Genomic DNA, 17,428 nt, shown 5'->3' with positions numbered 1-17,428 from the left:
TCATCCATCGGGGGTCGACTCCCACCGCGCCGAGGCGGGGCGTCCCTCCGCGACGAGGTGACCTGTGTCCCCGGCGGGCGCCCGGGGCCCGTCCCGGCGGGCCCGAACGATCCATCCCGCGGGCCCGGCCGCCCGGTTCACCCCAGTCGGGCGGCGATCGCGTCACCCACCTCGGCGGTGGTCCGCGGGGTGCCGTCGCGCTCGGCGAGATCGGCTTCGACGGCCGTCTCGATCGCGGCGGCCACGGAGTCGAGTCCGAGGTGGGAGGCCATGAGCGCACCCGAGAGGATCGACGCGGTGGGGTCGGCGATCTGCTTGCCGGCGATGTCCGGCGCCGAACCGTGGATCGGTTCGAAGAGGCTCGGCGCGGTGCCCTCGACGTTGAGGTTGCCCGAGGCGGCCAGGCCGATGCCCCCGGTCACCGCGGCGGCGAGGTCGGTGAGGATGTCACCGAAGAGGTTGTCGGTGACGATGACGTCGTAGCGCTCGGGGTCGGTGACCATGTAGATCGTGCACGCGTCGGTGTGCTCGTAGTTGACGGCCACCTCGGGGAACTCCTCGCCGACCTTCTCGACGACACGGCGCCACAGGTGCCCGGCATGGACCATGACGTTGTGCTTGTGGACGTAGGTGAGCTTCTTCCGCCGGGCCTGCGCCCGCTCGAAGGCATCGCGCACGGCCCGCTCGACGCCGTACCACGTGTTGACCGACACCTCGGTCGCGACCTCGTGCGGGGTGTCCGTGCGCACGGAGCCGCCCATGCCGGTGTACGAGCCCTCCGTGCCCTCGCGGACGACGACGAAGTCGATCGCGGGACGGGCGGCGAGGGGACTCTCGACGCCGGCGAAGAGCTTCGCGGGACGGAGGTTGACGGCGTGGCCGAGCCCGAAGCGCATCTTGAGGATGACCCCGCGCTCGAGGACTCCCGAGGGCACGCTCGGGTCGCCGCACGCGCCGAAGAAGATCGCATCGTGGTTGCGCAGGGCCGCGAGTTCGTCATCGGTGAGCGTCTCGCCCGTCTCGTGCCAGCGCTTGGCCCCGACCTCGTAGTCGGTGAGCTCGAGGGCGACCGGCTCCCCGGAGAGCTCGATCGCGCGCTGGAGGACCTTGAGCCCTTCCGGCACGACCTCGGTGCCGATTCCGTCGCCGGGCATGACCGCTATGGAGTACGTCTTCATGCCCGCCAGACTAGAGCCCATCTCATCATGCAACCAGCCCATATCACTATGTGAACAGATCGCCTCGGCGCCTCCCGATCCTCCCACAGGTCCGAACGTGGACAATTTCACGTCTCAATCTTCGTCTGCGGCTACAAAATCCTTGGTCGACCGACGAAAATGGTGGTCAGCCGTCGCGACTCGACCGCGGCCGCAGACTCGCCGACTCACCGCTTCCGAGAGAAAGTCGATCCTTGACAGAAACGATCCGCAATCGTCGCGCCGCCTCCCTCCCCGCCAAGCTGTCCCGCTCGTGGCTGCTCGTCAATGCGGCGAAGGAGGCTCTGTTCGCACCCGCGCAGGCGTCCGAGGCCGATTCTGTCATCTTCGACCTCGAGGCCTCGGTGGCCGAGGACAAGAAGCTCGAGGCCCGCGACAACGTCGTCCGCGCCCTCGAGTCCGGCATGTCGGCGTGGGTGCGGATCAACAAGATGGAGTCGGAGTTCTGGGACGACGACCTCGCGGCCGTCGCCATGCTGCCCGGTCTGCGCGGGGTCATGCTGCCGGAGACCGAGCGCCCCGAGCAGGTCTCCTACACCGCGATGCGCGCGAAGGCCGGCCTGCCCGTGCTCGCGCTCCTCGAATCCGCCCGCGGCGTCGAGAACGCGACGAAGATCGCCGAGGCGCCCGGCACCTTCCGCCTCGCCTTCGGCACGAACGACTTCCGCAAGGACACCGGATTCTCCGGTGATCCGATGGCCCTCGCGTACGCCCGGTCGCGCCTGACCATCGCCTCGCGCATGGGCGGGCTGCCCGGCGCGATCGACGGCCCCTCGGCCGCCGACGCCAGCGATGAGCAGGTGCGTGAGGACGCCGACGTCACCCACAACATGGGCATGACGGGCAAGCTCGTCCTCAACATCGACCAGGTCAACGCCCTCAACGAGGCGATGAGCCCGAGCGAGGACGAGCGCACGTGGGCCCGCCAGATGCTCGCGGCGGCCGAAGGCGGCACGGAGATCACCGACGGCTCGTACCTGCCGCGTCTGGCGCGCGCGAAGAAGATCGCGTCGCTCGCCGACACCTACGGTCTCTGGAACGCCTGATCAGCGCCGATGCGCCCGGGGCCGGGCAACCGGCCCCGAACCCCCGTCTGCCCTCCCAGGCACCGTCCGCAGTCGCCCCCACACCGCGGTGGGCGCTGTGGTCGGTGCTGCCGGCCATGCTCCTCGTCGGCGCGTTCGGCCTCTGGCTGCGCCTGACCCACACCGGGCCGACCCCGCTCGATGTGTGGTGGGCCCACCTCGTCAAGGTGCCGCTCGATTCGGTGCCGTACTGGGTCGCGGTCACCCTCGCCGAGGTGGGCGGCGGCAACGGGGCGATGATGTGCACCGCGCTGGCTGCCGCGATCTTCATCCTGCTGCGCCGGTTCCGTGCCGCTGTCGTCATCGTCACGACGATGCTGCTCGGCGTCGGCCTCTCCGAGCTCATCAAGCTGCTCGTCGAACGGGCCCGCCCGGGCGATCAGCTCTACTCGTCGCTGGGCTACTCCTATCCGTCCGGTCACTCGATGGGCGCGGCGGCGCTGGCCTTCGGGCTCGCGCTCATCGTCACGCGGGCGGCGACGAGCACCCGTGCCGATCCCCTGCGGCTCCGCTTCCACTGGTCGCTGCTGCTCGCGGCAGGCTGGGTGCTCGCGATGATGTGGTCGCGCACCGCACTCCAGGTCCACTGGCTCACCGACACGATCGCCGGCGTCCTCGTCGGGCTCACCGCCGCGATCCTCGCCGATGCCCTGTGGACGTGGATCGGTCTGCGCACCCGCTCACCGCTGCTGCTCCGTTAGGCCCTCTCCGCTAGCCCCTCTCCGTCCGCCCCGCCCCGGCAGCGCCGAGCACGTCGAGGGCGGCGCTGACCGTCTGCGCGACGAGGCGGTCGTCGATCGGCGGCAGGCCCGGGAGGACCAAGCGCATGAGGAGCGGCCCGGTGAGGAGATCGGCGAGCCAGTCGGGGTCGGCACCGGGGGCGATCTCTCCGCGGTCGACGGCCCGGGCGAGGATGACTCGCGTGAATTGCCGCCTCGGTGAGAGGTAGGAGTCGAAGAACGCCGCCGCGCCGGACACATCGCCGGCGATGTCAGCGGCCCATCCGGCGAAGCCGCGGGTGACGACGGGGTCGGTGAAGAGCCGCTGCTGCCGAGCCTGCACCTCCGTGAGGTCGCCTGCGAGGCTGCCGGTGTCGATGTCGGTGTCCGTGCCGTGGCGGGCGGCGAGCACGAGCGGCACCACCTCGGCGAGATTGCGGAACCGGCGATAGAAGGCGGGCTTGTTCGTGCCCGCCCGCTCGACGACGAGATCGACGGTGACGGACGCGTAGCCGCGTTCGATGACGAGATCGGTGAGGGCGCTGACGATCTCGGATTCCGTTGCGCTCTTGCGCGGGCGACCGGTTCGGCTCATAGTGTAACCAATAGTAACGTTAATCGATGCGGACGACCCCTGGTCGCCGGTGAGGGGTTCCCATGTACAAGCGCATCGTCAGGGCCCGCATCCGCGCGGTCTTCGACCAGATCAGCCGCGGTCAGGTCATGCCCATGGTCGACAGCCTCGCCCCGCGCTTCGTCGACGTCTTCCACGGCGACCATGCGCTCGGCGGTCGGCGCACCACCCGGGAGGCGATGATCCGCTGGTGGGAGCGGGTGACGAGCATCCTGCCCGACGCCCGGTTCGCCGTCGACGACGTCATCGTCGACGGCGGACCGTGGCACACGCGGATCGCCGTGCGCACCCGCGTCTCGGGCTCACTGCCCGGCGGCGGCCGCTACGAGAACACGATGTTCCAGTTCCTCACCCTGCGGTGGGGGCGGATCATCGCGGTCGAGACGCTCGAGGACCTGCAGGTCCTCCAGCGCGCGCTCGCCGAGGTGGCCGCCGCGGGCAATCCGGACGCTGCGGCCGCGCCGATCACGGACTCGCCCTGACCGGCGAGTCGGCCTCAGTGCGCGCCGACGGCGTCGAAGCGCGCGCCTTCGGGCTTGGCCTCGAGCAGCATGAAGACGAGGACGATGAGCGGCCCGGCGAACGGGACGAGCGCGATGAAGAGGAGCGCTCCGGGCATGTTGACGTCGTGGAGACGGCGGACCATGAGCGCGAGCATCGGCACGATGACGGCGAGGAAGACGACGACGAGGAGCGCGAGACCGAGCCAGATGAGTGTCGCAGCCGGCGCGTGGTTCATGATGCCCGGGGACTGTTCGAGGGTGATCGCCTCACCGGTGGTCTGATCGACCCCGAACTCGGTGATCTTGGGGTTCGCGGCCGCCCACGCGAGGCCGATCGACATGCCGATGATGATGAGCGCATACGGGATCGCCATGGCGATGGCGACGAACAGGTAGACCCACCAGAACTCGCTGCGGGAGGCACGGCCGGAGAACACGGAGTACTTCTTGAGGAAGCGGGAGACCGCCTGCTTCGGACGGGCACCGCGCAGCGGCAGCGCGAGATCGCCGAGGCTGCCGGCAGCGGCCGTGCCGGCCACCGGGGCCTGGTGGGTGTCCTGCCCGGGAGCGGGCAGAGGGGACTGGGGGGAGTTGGTCATCGGGTTCCTTCATGGGAGTGGAACCGGCCCGACGCAGGCCACCCGAGGACGACCAGCGCGGGACCGGCGATGGTCGATGCAGTCACCGAGGGTTTCGATGTGCGCTGACCATCATAGCGGTGCCCCGCACCCGCCTGCGCGGATACGGGGCACCGAGTGTGGTCTGCGTCGGGTCCGCTCAGTCCTCGTCGAGCGAGACCGCGGAGAACGCCGAGGCGTTGACTGCGCCGGCGACGGCCCGCACGACCTCCTCGGGCACCGCCGAATCGACGGCCATGACCGAGAGCGCCTCGTTGTCCTCCGACGACGGTGAGACCTGCATGCCGGCGATGTTGATCTCGTTGGCGCCGAGCGCGAGCCCGAGCTGACCGATGATGCCCGGACGATCCTCGTAGCGGAAGATGAGGAGGTTGTCGGTGAGCTCGATCTCGAGATCGAAGCCGTCGACCTCGGTGAGCTTCTGCACGAGCTTCGGACCCGTCACGGTGCCGGCGACGGTGATCCGCTGTCCGTCCCCGGTCGTCGCGGTCAGGCGGGTGATGTTGCGGAACGATTCGCAGTACGGATCGGTCGTCAGCTCGACCCCGATCCCCCGCTCCTCGGCAAGCAGCGGGGCGTTGACGTAGGAGACCTGGTCGGAGACGACGTCCTTGAACAGGCCCTTGAGCGCCGAGAGCTTGAGGACGGAGACGTCCTTGTCGGCGATCTCGCCGTTGACCTCGACCTTGAAGTGCGTGACCGAGGATTCGGCGAGGGCGTTGACGACCCGGCCGAGGCGCTCGGCGAGCGGGATCCCGGGACGGACGTCCTCGTGGATCGCCCCGCCTGCGACGTTGACGGCGTCGGGGACGAGCTCACCGGCGAGCGCCTTGCGCACGGACTTCGCGACCGCGACCCCGGCCTTCTCCTGGGCCTCGACCGTCGACGCGCCGAGGTGGGGCGTGACGTTGACGGCGTCGAGGTCCATGAGCGCGGACGGCTCGGGCGGTTCGACGTTCCACACGTCGATGCCGGCGCCTCCCACGGTGCCCGCGGCGACCGCCTCGGCGAGCGCCTCCTCATCGATGATGCCGCCGCGGGCGACGTTGACGAAGCGGGCGCCCGGCTTCGCGAGCGCGAACTGCTCGGTGCTGATCATCCCGATCGTCTCGGGCGTCTTGGGCATGTGGACGGTGACGAAGTCGGAGACCGCGAGCAGCCCCGGCAGGTCGACGACCTCGACGCCCATCTGCGCGGCGCGCGCCTGCGTGATGTAGGGGTCGTAGCCGACGAGGCGCATCCCGAAGGCCTTCGCGCGTTCGGCGACGAGACCGCCGATGCGGCCGAGGCCGATGATGCCGAGCGTCTTCTCGTAGAGTTCGACGCCGGTGAACTTCGAGCGCTTCCACTCCCCCGCCTTGAGCGAGGTGTTGCCGGCGCCGAAGTACCGGGCCGAGGCGAGGATGTGGGCCATCGTCAGCTCGGCGGCGGAGATGATGTTCGACGTCGGGGCGTTGACGACCATGACACCCGCCGAGGTGGCGGCCGGGACGTCGACATTGTCGAGGCCGACGCCGGCGCGGGCGATGACCTTGAGGTGCGCGGCCGCGGCGATCGCCTCGGCGTCGACCTGGGTGGCCGAGCGGACGAGAATCGCATCGGCGTCGACGATGTCGGTGAGCAGGCGGGAGCGGTCAGCGCCGTCGGTGTGACGGATCTCGAAGTCGCCTCCGAGTGCGTCGATGGTGGCCGGTGACAGGTTTTCGGCGATGAGCACGATGGGCTTGGGCACTGAGTTACTCCTTCAGGGAACCGGGACGGGCTCATCATATGAGACTGCGTGAATACCTTCACAAAGTCTCAGGATCTGGGAACACCGTCCGCGCCCCGAGCACCCTGGACACCTGGAGCACCTCGAGGCGCCTCAGCGTCAGAATCCGTTCGGCGAGTACGGCATCCGCTCGAGACCGAACATCGACTTCGCCTGGACGGCGGCTCCCGGCACGTTCTCCTCGATGCGACCGGCGCGGACGAGGATGACCGGGTCCGCCCCGCCGAAGTAGAGGGAGCCGAGTTCGGCGATGCCGAGGCTGAGGTCGGCCGGCGTCGCCTCCGAGACCGGTTCGACGACGGCGCTCTGCCCGTCGGAGGTGACGCGGAAGCGTCCCCCGGTGAGCTCCTGCGGATCGTCGATGTCGAGGACGAGAGTGCCGGGCACGAACCATGCGCGGGCCTCGAGGGCGGCCCTGACGTCGAGGATCCGGATCCAGATGTTGTCCTCCGTCGACGTCGTCTTCACGCGGCGGGAGTCCGTGAGCAGCCACGGCAGCGGCGAGTCCTCGGCGGATTCGCCGAACTTCACCCGCGTCGAGAGGTCAATCGCGGCGAGGAAGGACCACAGGGAGGCGTACGCGGCGTCGGTGACGGCGACGAAGTCGATGAGCTCGATCGTCGGCGGGGTCGTCGACCAGCCCGCGAACTTGTAGGAGACGTAGCCGTCGGGTTCGCCGTCCTCCCCGAAGTGCAGGGCGGCGCGGACTCCGCGATCGGCCTCTCCGGTCTCGGTGTTGAGCGCGCCGGTGGCCCGTTCGACGTAGGTCTGCTGCCGCTCCATCGCCCCCGGCGAGGTCTTCATGAACTCGCCGTAGATCTTCGGCGCGAGTTCGCGCAGCACGCTCGGCAGACACATCTCCACCCGCCGGTCGGGTTCGCGGATCATCTGGAAGCCCGGCGAGGTGTCGACCTCGATCGCATGCGACCACGTCGCCACGCCGAAGCCGTAGCGGGAGTAGATCCCGCCCTCGGTCGCGGTCAGCGCCGCGAACGGGTAGCCGGCGGCCTTCGCCTCGGCGAGGTCGGTGGTGATCATCGACCGGAGCAGGCCCCGGCGGCGATGGGTGGGCCGCACGGTCACCCACGTGATGAGGTGCGCAGGCACGAGCCGCCCGGCACCGACGTTGACGAGCTTCTCGAACCACGCGAAGGTCGCGACGGGGATGTCGGCGTCGAGCGCATAGTCGTATTCGTTATCGGCGTAGACCGCGGTGAGACGACGATCGTCGTCGATCGCCCGCTGCACACGGGCCTTGAGCGCCGCATCGGTCGACCGGGAGTCGTGGAACCCCACGCTCGTCGACGCGAAGTAGCCCTTCGTCCTGGCATCCGGCTCCCCCGTGGACTCGTCGAAGGCGGGAGTGAAGCTCTCGAATCGGTAGTTCGTCACGGTGTCGTCTTCCTCGAGTCGGCCAGGGTTCCCTGCCTGCGACTCTAGCACCGGGGCCCCTGGTGACGAACGGAGGAAACTGCGCTACTGTCACGGAACTTCATGAGTTTGCTCAGACGACGATCAGGCGCATAATTGTTGAGCAGTTCGGCGATCCCGGACGCGACCGAGCCCACCGTCCGACCGACCACGAATCGAAGGACCACGATGACAGCAGCCCCGCCCGAGCGGCCGGGACGCGCGCCCCGCACAGACACCGTCTGGGCGCGACTGAAGCGCTCCCGACCAGCGATGATCGGCCTCGGGCTCGTCGTGTTCTTCGTCCTCCTCGCCGTCCTCGCCCCGGTGTTCGCGGCCCTGACCGGCAACAGCCCCTACGCCTACAACCCCGAGCTGCTCGCCCCCGACACCGCCCCGGCCGGGCCGCTGGGCGGGATGAGTGCTCAGCACTGGTTCGGCGTCGAGCCCCGCACCGGACGCGATCTCTTCGCGATCGTCTCCTACGGCGCGCAGGTCTCCCTGCTCATCGGACTCGCCGCGACGCTCGTCTCCGTCATCGTCGGCGTGGCGATCGGACTCATCGCCGGCTTCTACGGGCACCTCGCCGACCGGCTGCTCTCCCGGTTCACCGACATCGTCTTCGGCTTCCCGTTCCTCATCTTCGCCATCGCGCTCTCGGCGACCGTGCCCGCAAGCTTCCCGCGCCCGCTCCTGCTCATCCTCGTCATCGGCTTCTTCGGCTGGCCGCCGGTCGCCCGCGTCGTCCGCAGCGAGACGCTCTCGCTCAAGGAGCGCGGGTTCGTCCGCGCCGCCGCCGCGCAGGGCACGAGCAGCGCGCGCATCCTCGTCCGCGAGATCCTCCCGAACCTCGCCGCGACGATCATCGTCTTCACGACCGTGTCGATTCCCGGCAAGATCGGCGCCGAGGCGGCCCTGTCCTTCCTCGGCGTCGGCGTCAACCCGCCCACCCCGTCGTGGGGCCGGTCGATCTCCGATGCGATCTCCTGGGTCCAGGTCGACCCGATGTACCTCATCTTCCCCGGCATGGCGCTCTTCCTCGTCACGCTCGGGTTCAACATGTTCGGCGACGGACTCCGCGACGCCCTCGACCCCACCGCCGAACAGGGCCCCGAGCGCAGTGCCGACCGCACCCCTGACCGCGGCCCCGACACCCCGAGGATCGACCCGATGAGCGCAGGAGGCCAGCCGTGAACCGCGTGAAGTTCGCCGCGTCCCGGATCCTCGGGGCCGTCGTCGTCCTCATCATCATCGCCGCCGCGTGCTTCGCGATCTTCTACCTCATGCCGACCAATCCCGCTCAGCTCTCGTGCGGCAAACCCTGCTCCCCCGAGCGCCTCGCCGAGGTCGAGGCCTACCTCGGCGTCGACCAGGCGTGGTGGAAGCAGCTCTTCGACTTCCTCGCCGGCATCATCGGCGGGCGGACCTTCGGCGAGGGAGCGGCGGCGATCCACTGCAATGCCCCGTGCTTCGGGTACTCGTTCCGGCTGCGGGACTCGGTGACGAACCTCATCCTCCAGCGGCTGCCGATCACCGTCTCCCTCACCCTCGGTGCCGCGGTGCTCTGGGCGATCGGCGGGATCGCGGCAGGACTCATCGCCGCACTCCGGCGCGGCCGGTTCACCGACTCCGCGGTCATGGGGGCGGCGATCACGGGAATCTCCGCACCGACGTACCTGCTCGGCCTCCTCGGCGTCCTCCTCTTCGGGTTCACCCTCAACGTCCTCCCGATCGGCGGCTACGTCCCGCTCACGGAGAACCCCCTAATGTGGGCCTTCCACCTCATCCTGCCGTGGATCGTGCTCGCGATCGCCAACGGCGCGATCTACGCGCGGCTCACCCGCGGGCAGATGCTCGACGTGCTCAGTCAGGACTACATCCGCACGGCCCGCGCGAAGGGCCTGAGCGAGACCGTCGTCGTCGGCAAGCACGGCCTGCGCAACCTCGTCGTGCCGCTGACGACGCTGTTCGCCATCGACATCGGCGGCCTGCTGGGCGGAGCGGTGATCACGGAGAAGGTCTTCGCCCTCGGCGGGGTCGGCACCCTGCTGCTCGAGTCGGTGTCGAGCCTCGACATCCAGGTCATCGTCGGCGTCACCCTCTTCGCCGCCGCCGTCGTCATCATCGCGAACCTGCTCGCCGACCTCAGCTACTCGATCCTCGACCCGCGGATCGGAGCACGCGCATGATCCCGCACTGTCGCCGCCCACGGCTCCTCCTCACCCCCTCTCCGCTCATCTCACGCAAAGGACCATCATGAAGCGCTTCGGCCTCCTCGCCGCCACCCTCGCCCTGGGGCTCGTCCTCACCGGGTGCAACGCGAATCCCGAACTCAACGACGACTCGCAGGGCAACACGCTCGGCGAGACGCAGAAGGGCGGGACCCTCAACATCTTCTCCGAGGACCCCGACATCGACTTCGACCCCGGCAAGAGCCAGGGGCTCGCGATCACCTCGCTCTCCCTCGTCCACCGCCGGCTCACGACGTGGGACATCCAGCCCGACCAGCCGGGCGAGGTCGTGCCCGACCTCGCCACGGACACGGGCACGGTCAGCGACGACGGCAGGACGTGGACGTTCACCCTCAAGGACGGGCTGAAGTTCGAGAACGGCGACCCGATCACGACCGCCGACATCAAGTACGGCATCGAGCGGTCGTTCTCGACCGAGCTCTCAGGCGGCCTGAGCTACCACAAGGGCCTCATCGAGGGCGGCGACGACTACGCCGGCCCGTTCACCGGGGACGACCTCGCCTCGATCGAGACACCGGATGAGAAGACGATCGTCTTCCGCCTCAACTCGACGTTCGGCGACTTCCCGTGGATCGTCTCGATGCCCGCCTTCTCCCCCGTGCCCGAGGGCAGCGACGACCCCGGCACGTACGGCCTCGATCCCGTCGCCTCGGGTCCGTACAAGGTCGAGTCGAACCAGTCCGGCGCCGAGGCGGTGCTCACTCGCAACGACCAGTGGAATGAGGAGACCGATCCGGTCCGCACGGCCGGCCCCGACCAGGTCGTGTTCAAGCTCGGCCAGGACGCCTCGGTGACCTCGCAGGCGCTCATCTCCGACTCCGGGGACGCGAAGAACGGGTTCTCCGCGAGCTTCGTCCCCGCCTCGCAGCTCGCGCAGGTCCAGAACGACCCGAACGCGCAGTCGAGGCTCGTCACCTCGGGGCCCGGCGCCCTGTCCTACCTCGCGATGAACACCGAGCGGGAAGGGCTCAAGGACCTCAAGGTGCGGCAGGCGATCAACTACGCCGTCGACAAGAACACGTACCGGATCGCCGGCGGCGGTGAGATCTCCGGTGACTATGCGACGACGCTCATCACCCCCGGCATTCCCGGTCGCGTCGACTACGACCTCTACCCTGCCGGTCCCGAGGGTGACGTCGAGAAGGCGAAGTCCCTCCTCGCCGAGTCCGGTGCCGACCTCGGCCCGCTGACGCTGCTGACGAAGAACTCCGCCACCGACGTCGCCCAGGCCGAGGCGATCCAGCAGGCACTGGCCCGGGTCGACATCACCGTCGAGATCAGGTCCGTCGACACGAACACCTTCTCCGCCGATGCGACGAACGACGAGGGCGACTACGACCTCGCACTGACCTCATGGCAGCCGGACTACCCGTCGCCGTTCGGCAACATCCAGCCGCTCTTCGACTCCTCGCAGATCGGCGGCGGCAACTACAACATCTCCCGCTACTCGAACCCCGAGGTCGACGACCTCATCCAGCAGGCCACCGGGACTGTCGATGCGGCCGCGGCCGAGAAGATCTGGGCCGAAGCCGACAAGCGGATCATGGAGGACGCGCCGATCGTGCCGCTGACGTACAACCGGAACTCGTTCCTCCACGGCTCGAACGTCGAGAACTTCATCATCGGCGAGTTCCCGGCCTACCCCGTGTACTTCAAGGCCTCGCTGAAGGGCTGACCCGATGAGCGCGACCACCCCCGCCCTGAGCTACCGCGACTACTCGGTGTCCTTCGGTGCCCGCACCGTCACCCGGGACGTGTCCTTCGACCTCGTCCCCGGGTCGATCCTCGCCCTCGTCGGCGAATCGGGGTCGGGCAAGTCGGTCACCGCGCTCGCTCCGCTCGGCCTCGTGCCCGGCGCGAGCCAGGCCGGATCCGTGGTGCTCTGGGATCCCGCCGGCCCGGCCGGAGGCGGGGTGGGGCTGACCGGGGCGATCGAGCTCGTCGGTCTCGACTCCGCGGAGCTGCGTCCGATCCGGGGCGAGCGGGTCGGCGTCGTCTTCCAGGAGCCGATGAGCGCGTTCAATCCGATGTTCCGGGTCGGCCATCAGATCGCCGAGGCGGTCCGGGCCCACGCCGGCAGCGACGGTGCGGGCGGGGCCGGGCGCGGGGACATCGGGCAGCGTGTGCTCGCGCAGCTGAGCGCGGTCGGCCTGCCCGATCCCGAGACGGTCGCCGAGGCCTACCCGCATGAGCTCTCCGGCGGTCAGCTGCAGCGGGCGATGATCGCGCTCGCGACGATCAACTCCCCGCAGGTCCTCATCGCCGACGAACCGACGACGGCCCTCGACGTCACCGTGCAGACGGGCATCCTCGACCTCCTCGTCGCCCAGGCCCAGGCCGGTCAGGCCGTGCTCCTCATCACCCATGACATGGGCGTCGTCGCCGACATCGCCGACCGGGTGGCCGTGATGAAGGACGGGCGGATCGTCGAGACCGGGTCCGTCGAGGACATCTTCGACCGTCCCGCCTCGGACTACACGAAGCAGCTGCTCGCCGCCGTGCCGAGGCTGAGCGCGGTCGTCGATGCGCAGACACCGTCCGCCGCGCGCCCGGACGACCCCGAGCCCGCCGCGGACGCCGTTCCCGCCGGCACCGTTCCCGCCGCCGAACTTCGCGACGCCACCGTCGTCCATCGTTCGTCCGGCCGCCAGGTCACCGCGCTCGACGACGTCAGCCTCGTCATCCCGGCGGGTCAGATCACCGGTCTCGTCGGGGAGTCGGGGTCGGGCAAGTCGACGATCGCGAACGTCCTCACCGGTGGTCAGGCGCTGACCTCGGGCGAGGCGTTCGTCGCCGGTGAGCGCGTGTCCACCCGCCCGAACCGCCGCCAGCGCCGGCTGCGCGCCGAGGTCGGCGTCGTCTTCCAGGACCCGCGGGGCTCGCTCAATCCGCGACGCTCGGTCGGGTCGCAGATCGCCGAACCCCTGAGGGTGCACACGGATCTCAGCGGCCGTGACATCGACGCCCGGGTCGATGCGCTGCTCGCCGACGTCCAGCTGCCGACCGACTTCGCCGCCCGTTTCCCGCACGAGCTCTCCGGCGGACAGCGGCAGCGCGTGGCGATCGCCCGTGCCCTCGCGCTGCGCCCGAAGCTGCTCATCGCCGACGAACCGACCTCGGCGCTCGACGTCTCCGTGCAGCGCGGGGTGCTCGCCCTCCTCGGTGAGCTCCATGCGTCGCTGGACTTCGCGTGCCTGTTCATCAGCCACGATCTCGCCGTCGTCGAACAGCTCGCCAGTCACGTCGTCGTCCTCAAGGACGGTCGCATCGTCGAGCAGGGCCCGAGCCTTCAGGTGCTCACGGATCCGGGCGAGGCCTACACGCGCCGCCTCATCGAATCCGCGCCCGTGCCCGATCCGCGCATCCAGGCGGCCAGGCGCGCCGCCCGCCTCGCCGCGTAGAACCCGCCACGACGACGAAGGCGCCGCCGGAATCCCTCCGGCGGCGCCTTCTCGCACTCGTCACTCTCAGCGAGCGGCAGTGCCCTCGGTGTAGTCGTCGTCGGTGTCCTTGAGCCAGGCGAACATCTTCCGCAGCTCCCGGCCGGTGGCCTCGATCGGGTGCTTCTCCTCCTTGGCGCGCAGCGACTTGAACTCCTCGCCGCCGTTCTTCTGGTCGGTCATGAAGCGCTCGGCGAAGGTGCCGTTCTGGATGTCGACGAGGACGCTCTCCATGTTCTCCTTGACCTCGGGCGTGATGACCCGGGGACCGGAGACGTAGTCGCCGTACTCGGCGGTGTCGGAGATCGACCAGCGCTGCTTGGCGATGCCGCCCTCGACCATGAGGTCGACGATGAGCTTGAGCTCGTGGAGGACCTCGAAGTACGCGATCTCCGGCTGGTAGCCGGCCTCGGTGAGGACCTCGAAGCCGTACTGGACGAGGTGGGAGACGCCGCCGCAGAGCACGGTCTGCTCGCCGAAGAGGTCCGTCTCGGTCTCCTCGGTGAACGTCGTCTTGATGCCGCCGGCGCGCAGACCGCCGATCGCCTTCGCGTAGGAGAGGGCGAGCTCCCAGGCGTGTCCGGTCGCGTCGACCTCGACGGCGACGAGCACGGGCACGCCGCGGCCGTCGACGTACTCGCGGCGGACCACGTGGCCCGGGCCCTTGGGCGCGATCATGACGACGTCGACGCCCTCGGGGGCCTTGATGTAGCCGAAGCGGATGTTGAAGCCGTGGATGAAGACGAGCGTCTTGCCCGGGGCGAGCTGGTCCTTGATCTCCTTCTCGAAGATCTCCGCCTGCACCTGGTCGGGGGCGGCGATGGTGATGACATCGGCCCAGGCGGCCACCTCGGCGGGGGTGCCCACTTCGAGCCCTTCGGCAGCGGCCTTGTCCCGGCTCGACGAGCCTTCCTTGAGTCCGACGCGGACCTGCGCGCCGGAGTCGCGCAGGCTCAGTGCGTGGGCGTGGCCCTGACTTCCGTAGCCGATGATGGCGACCTTCTTGCCCTGGATGACGGACAGGTCGGCATCGTCGTCGTAAAAGCGTTCTGCTGCCATTGTTGCTGCTCCTTAGAGTTTCGGGGTGCTCACCCCATTGTTTCACAGTTCGGTACAGTTGCTCACCCATTGAGACGGTCGGTGTTCCACGGCGTGGAACGTCGGCCACCCTCAGAGCGAGGTCAGTTGCGCAGGGCGCGGTCGGTGATCGACTTCGGTCCGCGTCCCACGGCGACGACGCCGGACTGGACGATCTCCTTGATCCCGAAGGGCTCGAGGACCTCGCGCAGGGCTTCGACCTTGTCGAGCTCACCGGTGGCCTCGACGCTCACCGAGTCGGTGGAGACATCGACGATCGAGGCGCGGAACATCTCCACGGCGGCAGCGACCTGCGGCCTGGTCGCCGCATTGGCCTTGACCTTGTAGATGACGTGGGCCCGGCGCACCGACGCCGCCGGTTCGAGCTCGACGATCTTGATGACGTTGACGAGCTTGTTCAGCTGCTTCGTCACCTGTTCGAGGGCGACGTCGCGGACGTCGACGACGACGGTGATGCGCGAGAGCTCATCGTGTTCGGTCACGCCGACGGCGAGGCTGTGGATGTTGAAGCCGCGGCGGGCGATGAGCCCGGTGAGACGCGCGAGCACACCGGGCTTGTTCTCGACGAGGACTGAGAGCGTGTGCCGGTTGTTCATTCCAGGCCTCCTTCGATCTGCGCCACGGAGCGCATGGTTCCGTCTTCACCGGCGGCCGCCTCGGCGATCGCCGCTTCCGCCTGCTCCTCCCCCTCGTCCTCGAAGTCCGGGCGGATGCCGTTGGCGTACTGGATCTCGTCGTTGGAGACTCCGGCGGCGACCATCGGCCAGACCATGGCATCGGGCGGGACGGTGAAGTCGAGGACGACGGGCCGGTCGTTGATCTCGAGAGCCTTCTCGATCGCCGCGTCGACCTCGTCGTTGCTGTCGACGCGCAGCGCGAAGCAGCCGTAGGCCTCGGCGAGCTTGACGAAGTCGGGGATCCGAATCGTCTCGTGCCCGGTGTTGAGGTCAGTGTTCGAGTAGCGGCCGTCGTAGAAGAGCGTCTGCCACTGCCGCACCATGCCGAGGGAGGAGTTGTTGATGATCGCGACCTTGATGGGGATGTCGTTGAGCGCGCAGGTCGCGAGCTCCTGGTTCGTCATCTGGAAGCAGCCGTCCCCGTCGATCGCCCAGACGACGCGGTCGGGTTCGGCGGCCTTCGCGCCCATCGCGGCGGGCACGGAGTAGCCCATCGTGCCGAGGCCGCCGGAGTTGAGCCACGAGCGGGGGCGTTCGAAGTCGACGAACTGGGCCGCCCACATCTGGTGCTGGCCCACGCCTGCCGCGTACACCGCCTCGGGGCCGGTGAGGGCGGAGATGCGGGAGATGACGTACTGCGGATCGCAGAGCTCGCCGTGGGAGGAGTACCCGCGCGGGTACGTCTGCTTGAGGCGCCGGAGGAACCGCCACCACGGCTCGCGCTGGCGCTCGAGGGCTTCGGGGAACTTGCCGCGCAGCTCGGTGAGGATCTCCGAGAGCACTTCGCGGGCGTCGCCGACGATCGCGACCTCGACCGCGCGGTTCTTCCCGATCTCGGCGGGGTCGATGTCGGCGTGGATGACCTGGGCGTCGGGGGCGAACGAATCGAGGTTGCCGGTCACCCGGTCATCGAAGCGGGCGCCGATGGCGATGAGCAGGTCGGCCTTCTGGAAGGCCGCGACGGCCGGCACGCTGCCGTGCATGCCCGGCATTCCGAGGTGGAGCGGGTGCGAGTCGGGGAAGGCGCCGCGGGCCATGAGCGTGGTGACGACGGGGATGTTCGTCGCCTCGGCGAGTTTGAGCAGCTCCTTCTCCGCCTCGGAGCGGATGACGCCGCCGCCGATGTAGAACACGGGACGCTGCGCCTCGCCGATGAGCCGCGCGGCCTCGCGGATCTGCTTGGCGTGGGGTTTGAGGATGGGCCGGTAGCCGGGCAGCTGCGGCTCCTCGGGCCAGACGAAGGGGGCCTCACCGGTCTGCGCGTCCTTCGTGATGTCGACGAGGACGGGTCCGGGGCGACCGGTCGTGGCGATGTGCGCGGCGTTGAGGATCGCGGAGGGGATGTCCTCGGCCTTCGTGACGAGGAAGCTGTGCTTCGTCACCGGCATCGTCATCCCGACGATGTCGGCCTCCTGGAAGGCGTCGGTGCCGAGCAGCTTCGAGCTCTGCTGGCCGGTGATGGCGAGCAGCGGCACGGAGTCCATGTGGGCGTCGGCGAGCGCGGTGATGAGGTTCGTCGCCCCCGGTCCCGAGGTCGCGATGCACACGCCGAGGCGACCCGAGGCCGCCGCGTACCCTTCGGCGGCGTGGCCGGCGCCCTGTTCGTGGCGGACGAGGATGTGGCGGATCTTGTCGGTCTCGAGCAGCGGGTCGTAGGTCGGAAGGATGGTGCCGCCGGGAAGCCCGAAGACGGTGTCGACGCCGAGGCGCTCAAGGCTGCGGACGATCGCCTGCGCGCCGGTGAGGACCTCCGGCGCCGAGGATCGCCGGATGCTGGTCGGGGTCGCGGTCACCGGGGGTGCGCTCTGCGCAGTCCCGGCGGCCGCCTTCTGAGCCGAGGGCGTGGCTGCCATCGTGTCGTATCCTTCCTGGGTTGACCCGCTCGCGTTTCGTCCCTGCATGAAAAAAGCCCCTCCGGTTTCGGTAGGGGCGCGCGGAACGTGTCGTACTGACAGGCTACGGATGATCCGCGCGCTGGCTAATG

15 protein-coding genes are annotated in these 17,428 nt (G+C 69.2%); 7 read left to right on the top strand and 8 right to left on the bottom strand.

All coding sequences use genetic code 11. The features are described 5' to 3' along the window. Window positions 1-137 precede the first annotated feature (137 nt). Entirely contained in the window at window positions 138-1,178 is a 1,041-nt protein-coding gene (locus J9315_RS05800; protein WP_198499204.1) for a 3-isopropylmalate dehydrogenase, read from the bottom strand. A gap of 233 nt (window positions 1,179-1,411) precedes the next feature. Between J9315_RS05800 and J9315_RS05795 the strand changes: the two genes are divergently transcribed. Together J9315_RS05795 and J9315_RS05790 are read left to right on the top strand one after the other, a co-directional pair. Then, the gene (locus J9315_RS05795; RefSeq protein ID WP_198499205.1) at window positions 1,412-2,263 is read left to right on the top strand and encodes a CoA ester lyase; all 852 of its coding nucleotides are present in this window, start codon (window positions 1,412-1,414) and stop codon (window positions 2,261-2,263) included. A gap of 116 nt (window positions 2,264-2,379) precedes the next feature. Beyond that, a complete protein-coding gene (locus tag J9315_RS05790; RefSeq protein ID WP_198499206.1) occupies window positions 2,380-3,003 on the top strand; it encodes a phosphatase PAP2 family protein in 624 nt (207 codons plus the stop codon). A gap of 10 nt (window positions 3,004-3,013) precedes the next feature. Here the strand turns inward: J9315_RS05790 and J9315_RS05785 are convergent, their stop codons facing one another. Beyond that, window positions 3,014-3,616 (bottom strand): TetR/AcrR family transcriptional regulator, encoded by a 603-nt coding sequence (locus J9315_RS05785; protein WP_198499207.1) that lies wholly within the window; start codon window positions 3,614-3,616, stop codon window positions 3,014-3,016. 62 nt (window positions 3,617-3,678) lie between these two features. On the opposite strand from J9315_RS05785, the gene J9315_RS05780 reads away from it, so the two are divergent. Then, on the top strand, window positions 3,679-4,137 hold the full coding sequence (locus J9315_RS05780) for a nuclear transport factor 2 family protein (RefSeq protein WP_198499208.1): 459 nt from the start codon (window positions 3,679-3,681) through the stop codon (window positions 4,135-4,137). 14 nt (window positions 4,138-4,151) lie between these two features. Here the strand turns inward: J9315_RS05780 and J9315_RS05775 are convergent, their stop codons facing one another. From J9315_RS05775 to J9315_RS05765, 3 genes are all read right to left on the bottom strand, one after another. After that, on the bottom strand, window positions 4,152-4,757 hold the full coding sequence (locus J9315_RS05775) for a DUF805 domain-containing protein (protein ID WP_198499209.1): 606 nt from the start codon (window positions 4,755-4,757) through the stop codon (window positions 4,152-4,154). A 178-nt stretch (window positions 4,758-4,935) separates the two neighbouring features. Further along, window positions 4,936-6,528 (bottom strand): phosphoglycerate dehydrogenase, encoded by a 1,593-nt coding sequence (gene serA / locus J9315_RS05770; RefSeq protein WP_198499210.1) that lies wholly within the window; start codon window positions 6,526-6,528, stop codon window positions 4,936-4,938. A gap of 138 nt (window positions 6,529-6,666) precedes the next feature. Further along, window positions 6,667-7,959: a GNAT family N-acetyltransferase gene (locus tag J9315_RS05765; RefSeq protein ID WP_198499211.1), complete on the bottom strand. Its 1,293-nt coding sequence runs from the start codon at window positions 7,957-7,959 to the stop codon at window positions 6,667-6,669. A 207-nt stretch (window positions 7,960-8,166) separates the two neighbouring features. Between J9315_RS05765 and J9315_RS05760 the strand changes: the two genes are divergently transcribed. The 4 genes from J9315_RS05760 to J9315_RS05745 all read left to right on the top strand — a co-directional run bounded on the left by J9315_RS05760 (window position 8,167) and on the right by J9315_RS05745 (window position 13,630). After that, window positions 8,167-9,171 (top strand): ABC transporter permease, encoded by a 1,005-nt coding sequence (locus J9315_RS05760; RefSeq protein ID WP_198499212.1) that lies wholly within the window; start codon window positions 8,167-8,169, stop codon window positions 9,169-9,171. After that, complete coding sequence (locus tag J9315_RS05755) at window positions 9,168-10,166, top strand: ABC transporter permease (RefSeq protein WP_198499213.1); 999 nt, start codon at window positions 9,168-9,170, stop codon at window positions 10,164-10,166. Before J9315_RS05760 ends, J9315_RS05755 begins: the two co-directional genes overlap by 4 nt. Before the next feature lie 67 nt (window positions 10,167-10,233). Then, entirely contained in the window at window positions 10,234-11,904 is a 1,671-nt protein-coding gene (locus J9315_RS05750; protein ID WP_198499214.1) for an ABC transporter substrate-binding protein, read from the top strand. Window positions 11,905-11,908: 4 nt separating this feature from the next. After that, entirely contained in the window at window positions 11,909-13,630 is a 1,722-nt protein-coding gene (locus J9315_RS05745) for an ABC transporter ATP-binding protein (RefSeq protein WP_198499215.1), read from the top strand. A 66-nt stretch (window positions 13,631-13,696) separates the two neighbouring features. Here J9315_RS05745 and ilvC read toward each other — a convergent pair whose 3' ends face one another. The 3 genes from ilvC to J9315_RS05730 all read right to left on the bottom strand — a co-directional run bounded on the left by ilvC (window position 13,697) and on the right by J9315_RS05730 (window position 17,297). Then, window positions 13,697-14,728 carry a ketol-acid reductoisomerase gene (ilvC, locus tag J9315_RS05740; RefSeq protein WP_137826545.1) on the bottom strand — a complete coding sequence of 344 codons (1,032 nt, stop codon included), beginning with the start codon at window positions 14,726-14,728 and terminating at the stop codon, window positions 13,697-13,699. A 122-nt stretch (window positions 14,729-14,850) separates the two neighbouring features. Beyond that, entirely contained in the window at window positions 14,851-15,363 is a 513-nt protein-coding gene (gene ilvN / locus J9315_RS05735; protein WP_137826546.1) for an acetolactate synthase small subunit, read from the bottom strand. After that, window positions 15,360-17,297: an acetolactate synthase large subunit gene (locus tag J9315_RS05730; protein WP_198499216.1), complete on the bottom strand. Its 1,938-nt coding sequence runs from the start codon at window positions 17,295-17,297 to the stop codon at window positions 15,360-15,362. The genes ilvN and J9315_RS05730 overlap by 4 nt, the downstream gene beginning before the upstream one ends. Window positions 17,298-17,428: the final 131 nt, after the last annotated feature.

Origin of the sequence: Brevibacterium sp. W7.2 (assembly GCF_018137945.1) — a bacterium.
In the GTDB taxonomy this organism is placed as follows: domain Bacteria; phylum Actinomycetota; class Actinomycetes; order Actinomycetales; family Brevibacteriaceae; genus Brevibacterium; species Brevibacterium sanguinis.
Note: the sequence above shows the minus strand (reverse complement) of the source record. Positions and strands in the feature narration are given on the sequence as shown.

Excerpts from the sequence above, each read along its gene's own strand:
- J9315_RS05800 (WP_198499204.1), bottom strand. The coding sequence starts at position 1,178 with ATGAAGACGTACTCCATAGCGGTCATGCCCGGCGACGGAATCGGCACC.
- ilvC (WP_137826545.1), bottom strand. The coding sequence starts at position 14,728 with ATGGCAGCAGAACGCTTTTACGACGACGATGCCGACCTGTCCGTCATC.
- J9315_RS05745 (WP_198499215.1), top strand. The coding sequence starts at position 11,909 with ATGAGCGCGACCACCCCCGCCCTGAGCTACCGCGACTACTCGGTGTCC.
- J9315_RS05730 (WP_198499216.1), bottom strand. The coding sequence starts at position 17,297 with ATGGCAGCCACGCCCTCGGCTCAGAAGGCGGCCGCCGGGACTGCGCAG.
- ilvN (WP_137826546.1), bottom strand. The coding sequence starts at position 15,363 with ATGAACAACCGGCACACGCTCTCAGTCCTCGTCGAGAACAAGCCCGGT.
- J9315_RS05775 (WP_198499209.1), bottom strand. The coding sequence starts at position 4,757 with ATGACCAACTCCCCCCAGTCCCCTCTGCCCGCTCCCGGGCAGGACACC.
- J9315_RS05750 (WP_198499214.1), top strand. The coding sequence starts at position 10,234 with ATGAAGCGCTTCGGCCTCCTCGCCGCCACCCTCGCCCTGGGGCTCGTC.
- J9315_RS05790 (WP_198499206.1), top strand. The coding sequence starts at position 2,380 with ATGCTCCTCGTCGGCGCGTTCGGCCTCTGGCTGCGCCTGACCCACACC.
- J9315_RS05785 (WP_198499207.1), bottom strand. The coding sequence starts at position 3,616 with ATGAGCCGAACCGGTCGCCCGCGCAAGAGCGCAACGGAATCCGAGATC.
- J9315_RS05760 (WP_198499212.1), top strand. The coding sequence starts at position 8,167 with ATGACAGCAGCCCCGCCCGAGCGGCCGGGACGCGCGCCCCGCACAGAC.
- J9315_RS05780 (WP_198499208.1), top strand. The coding sequence starts at position 3,679 with ATGTACAAGCGCATCGTCAGGGCCCGCATCCGCGCGGTCTTCGACCAG.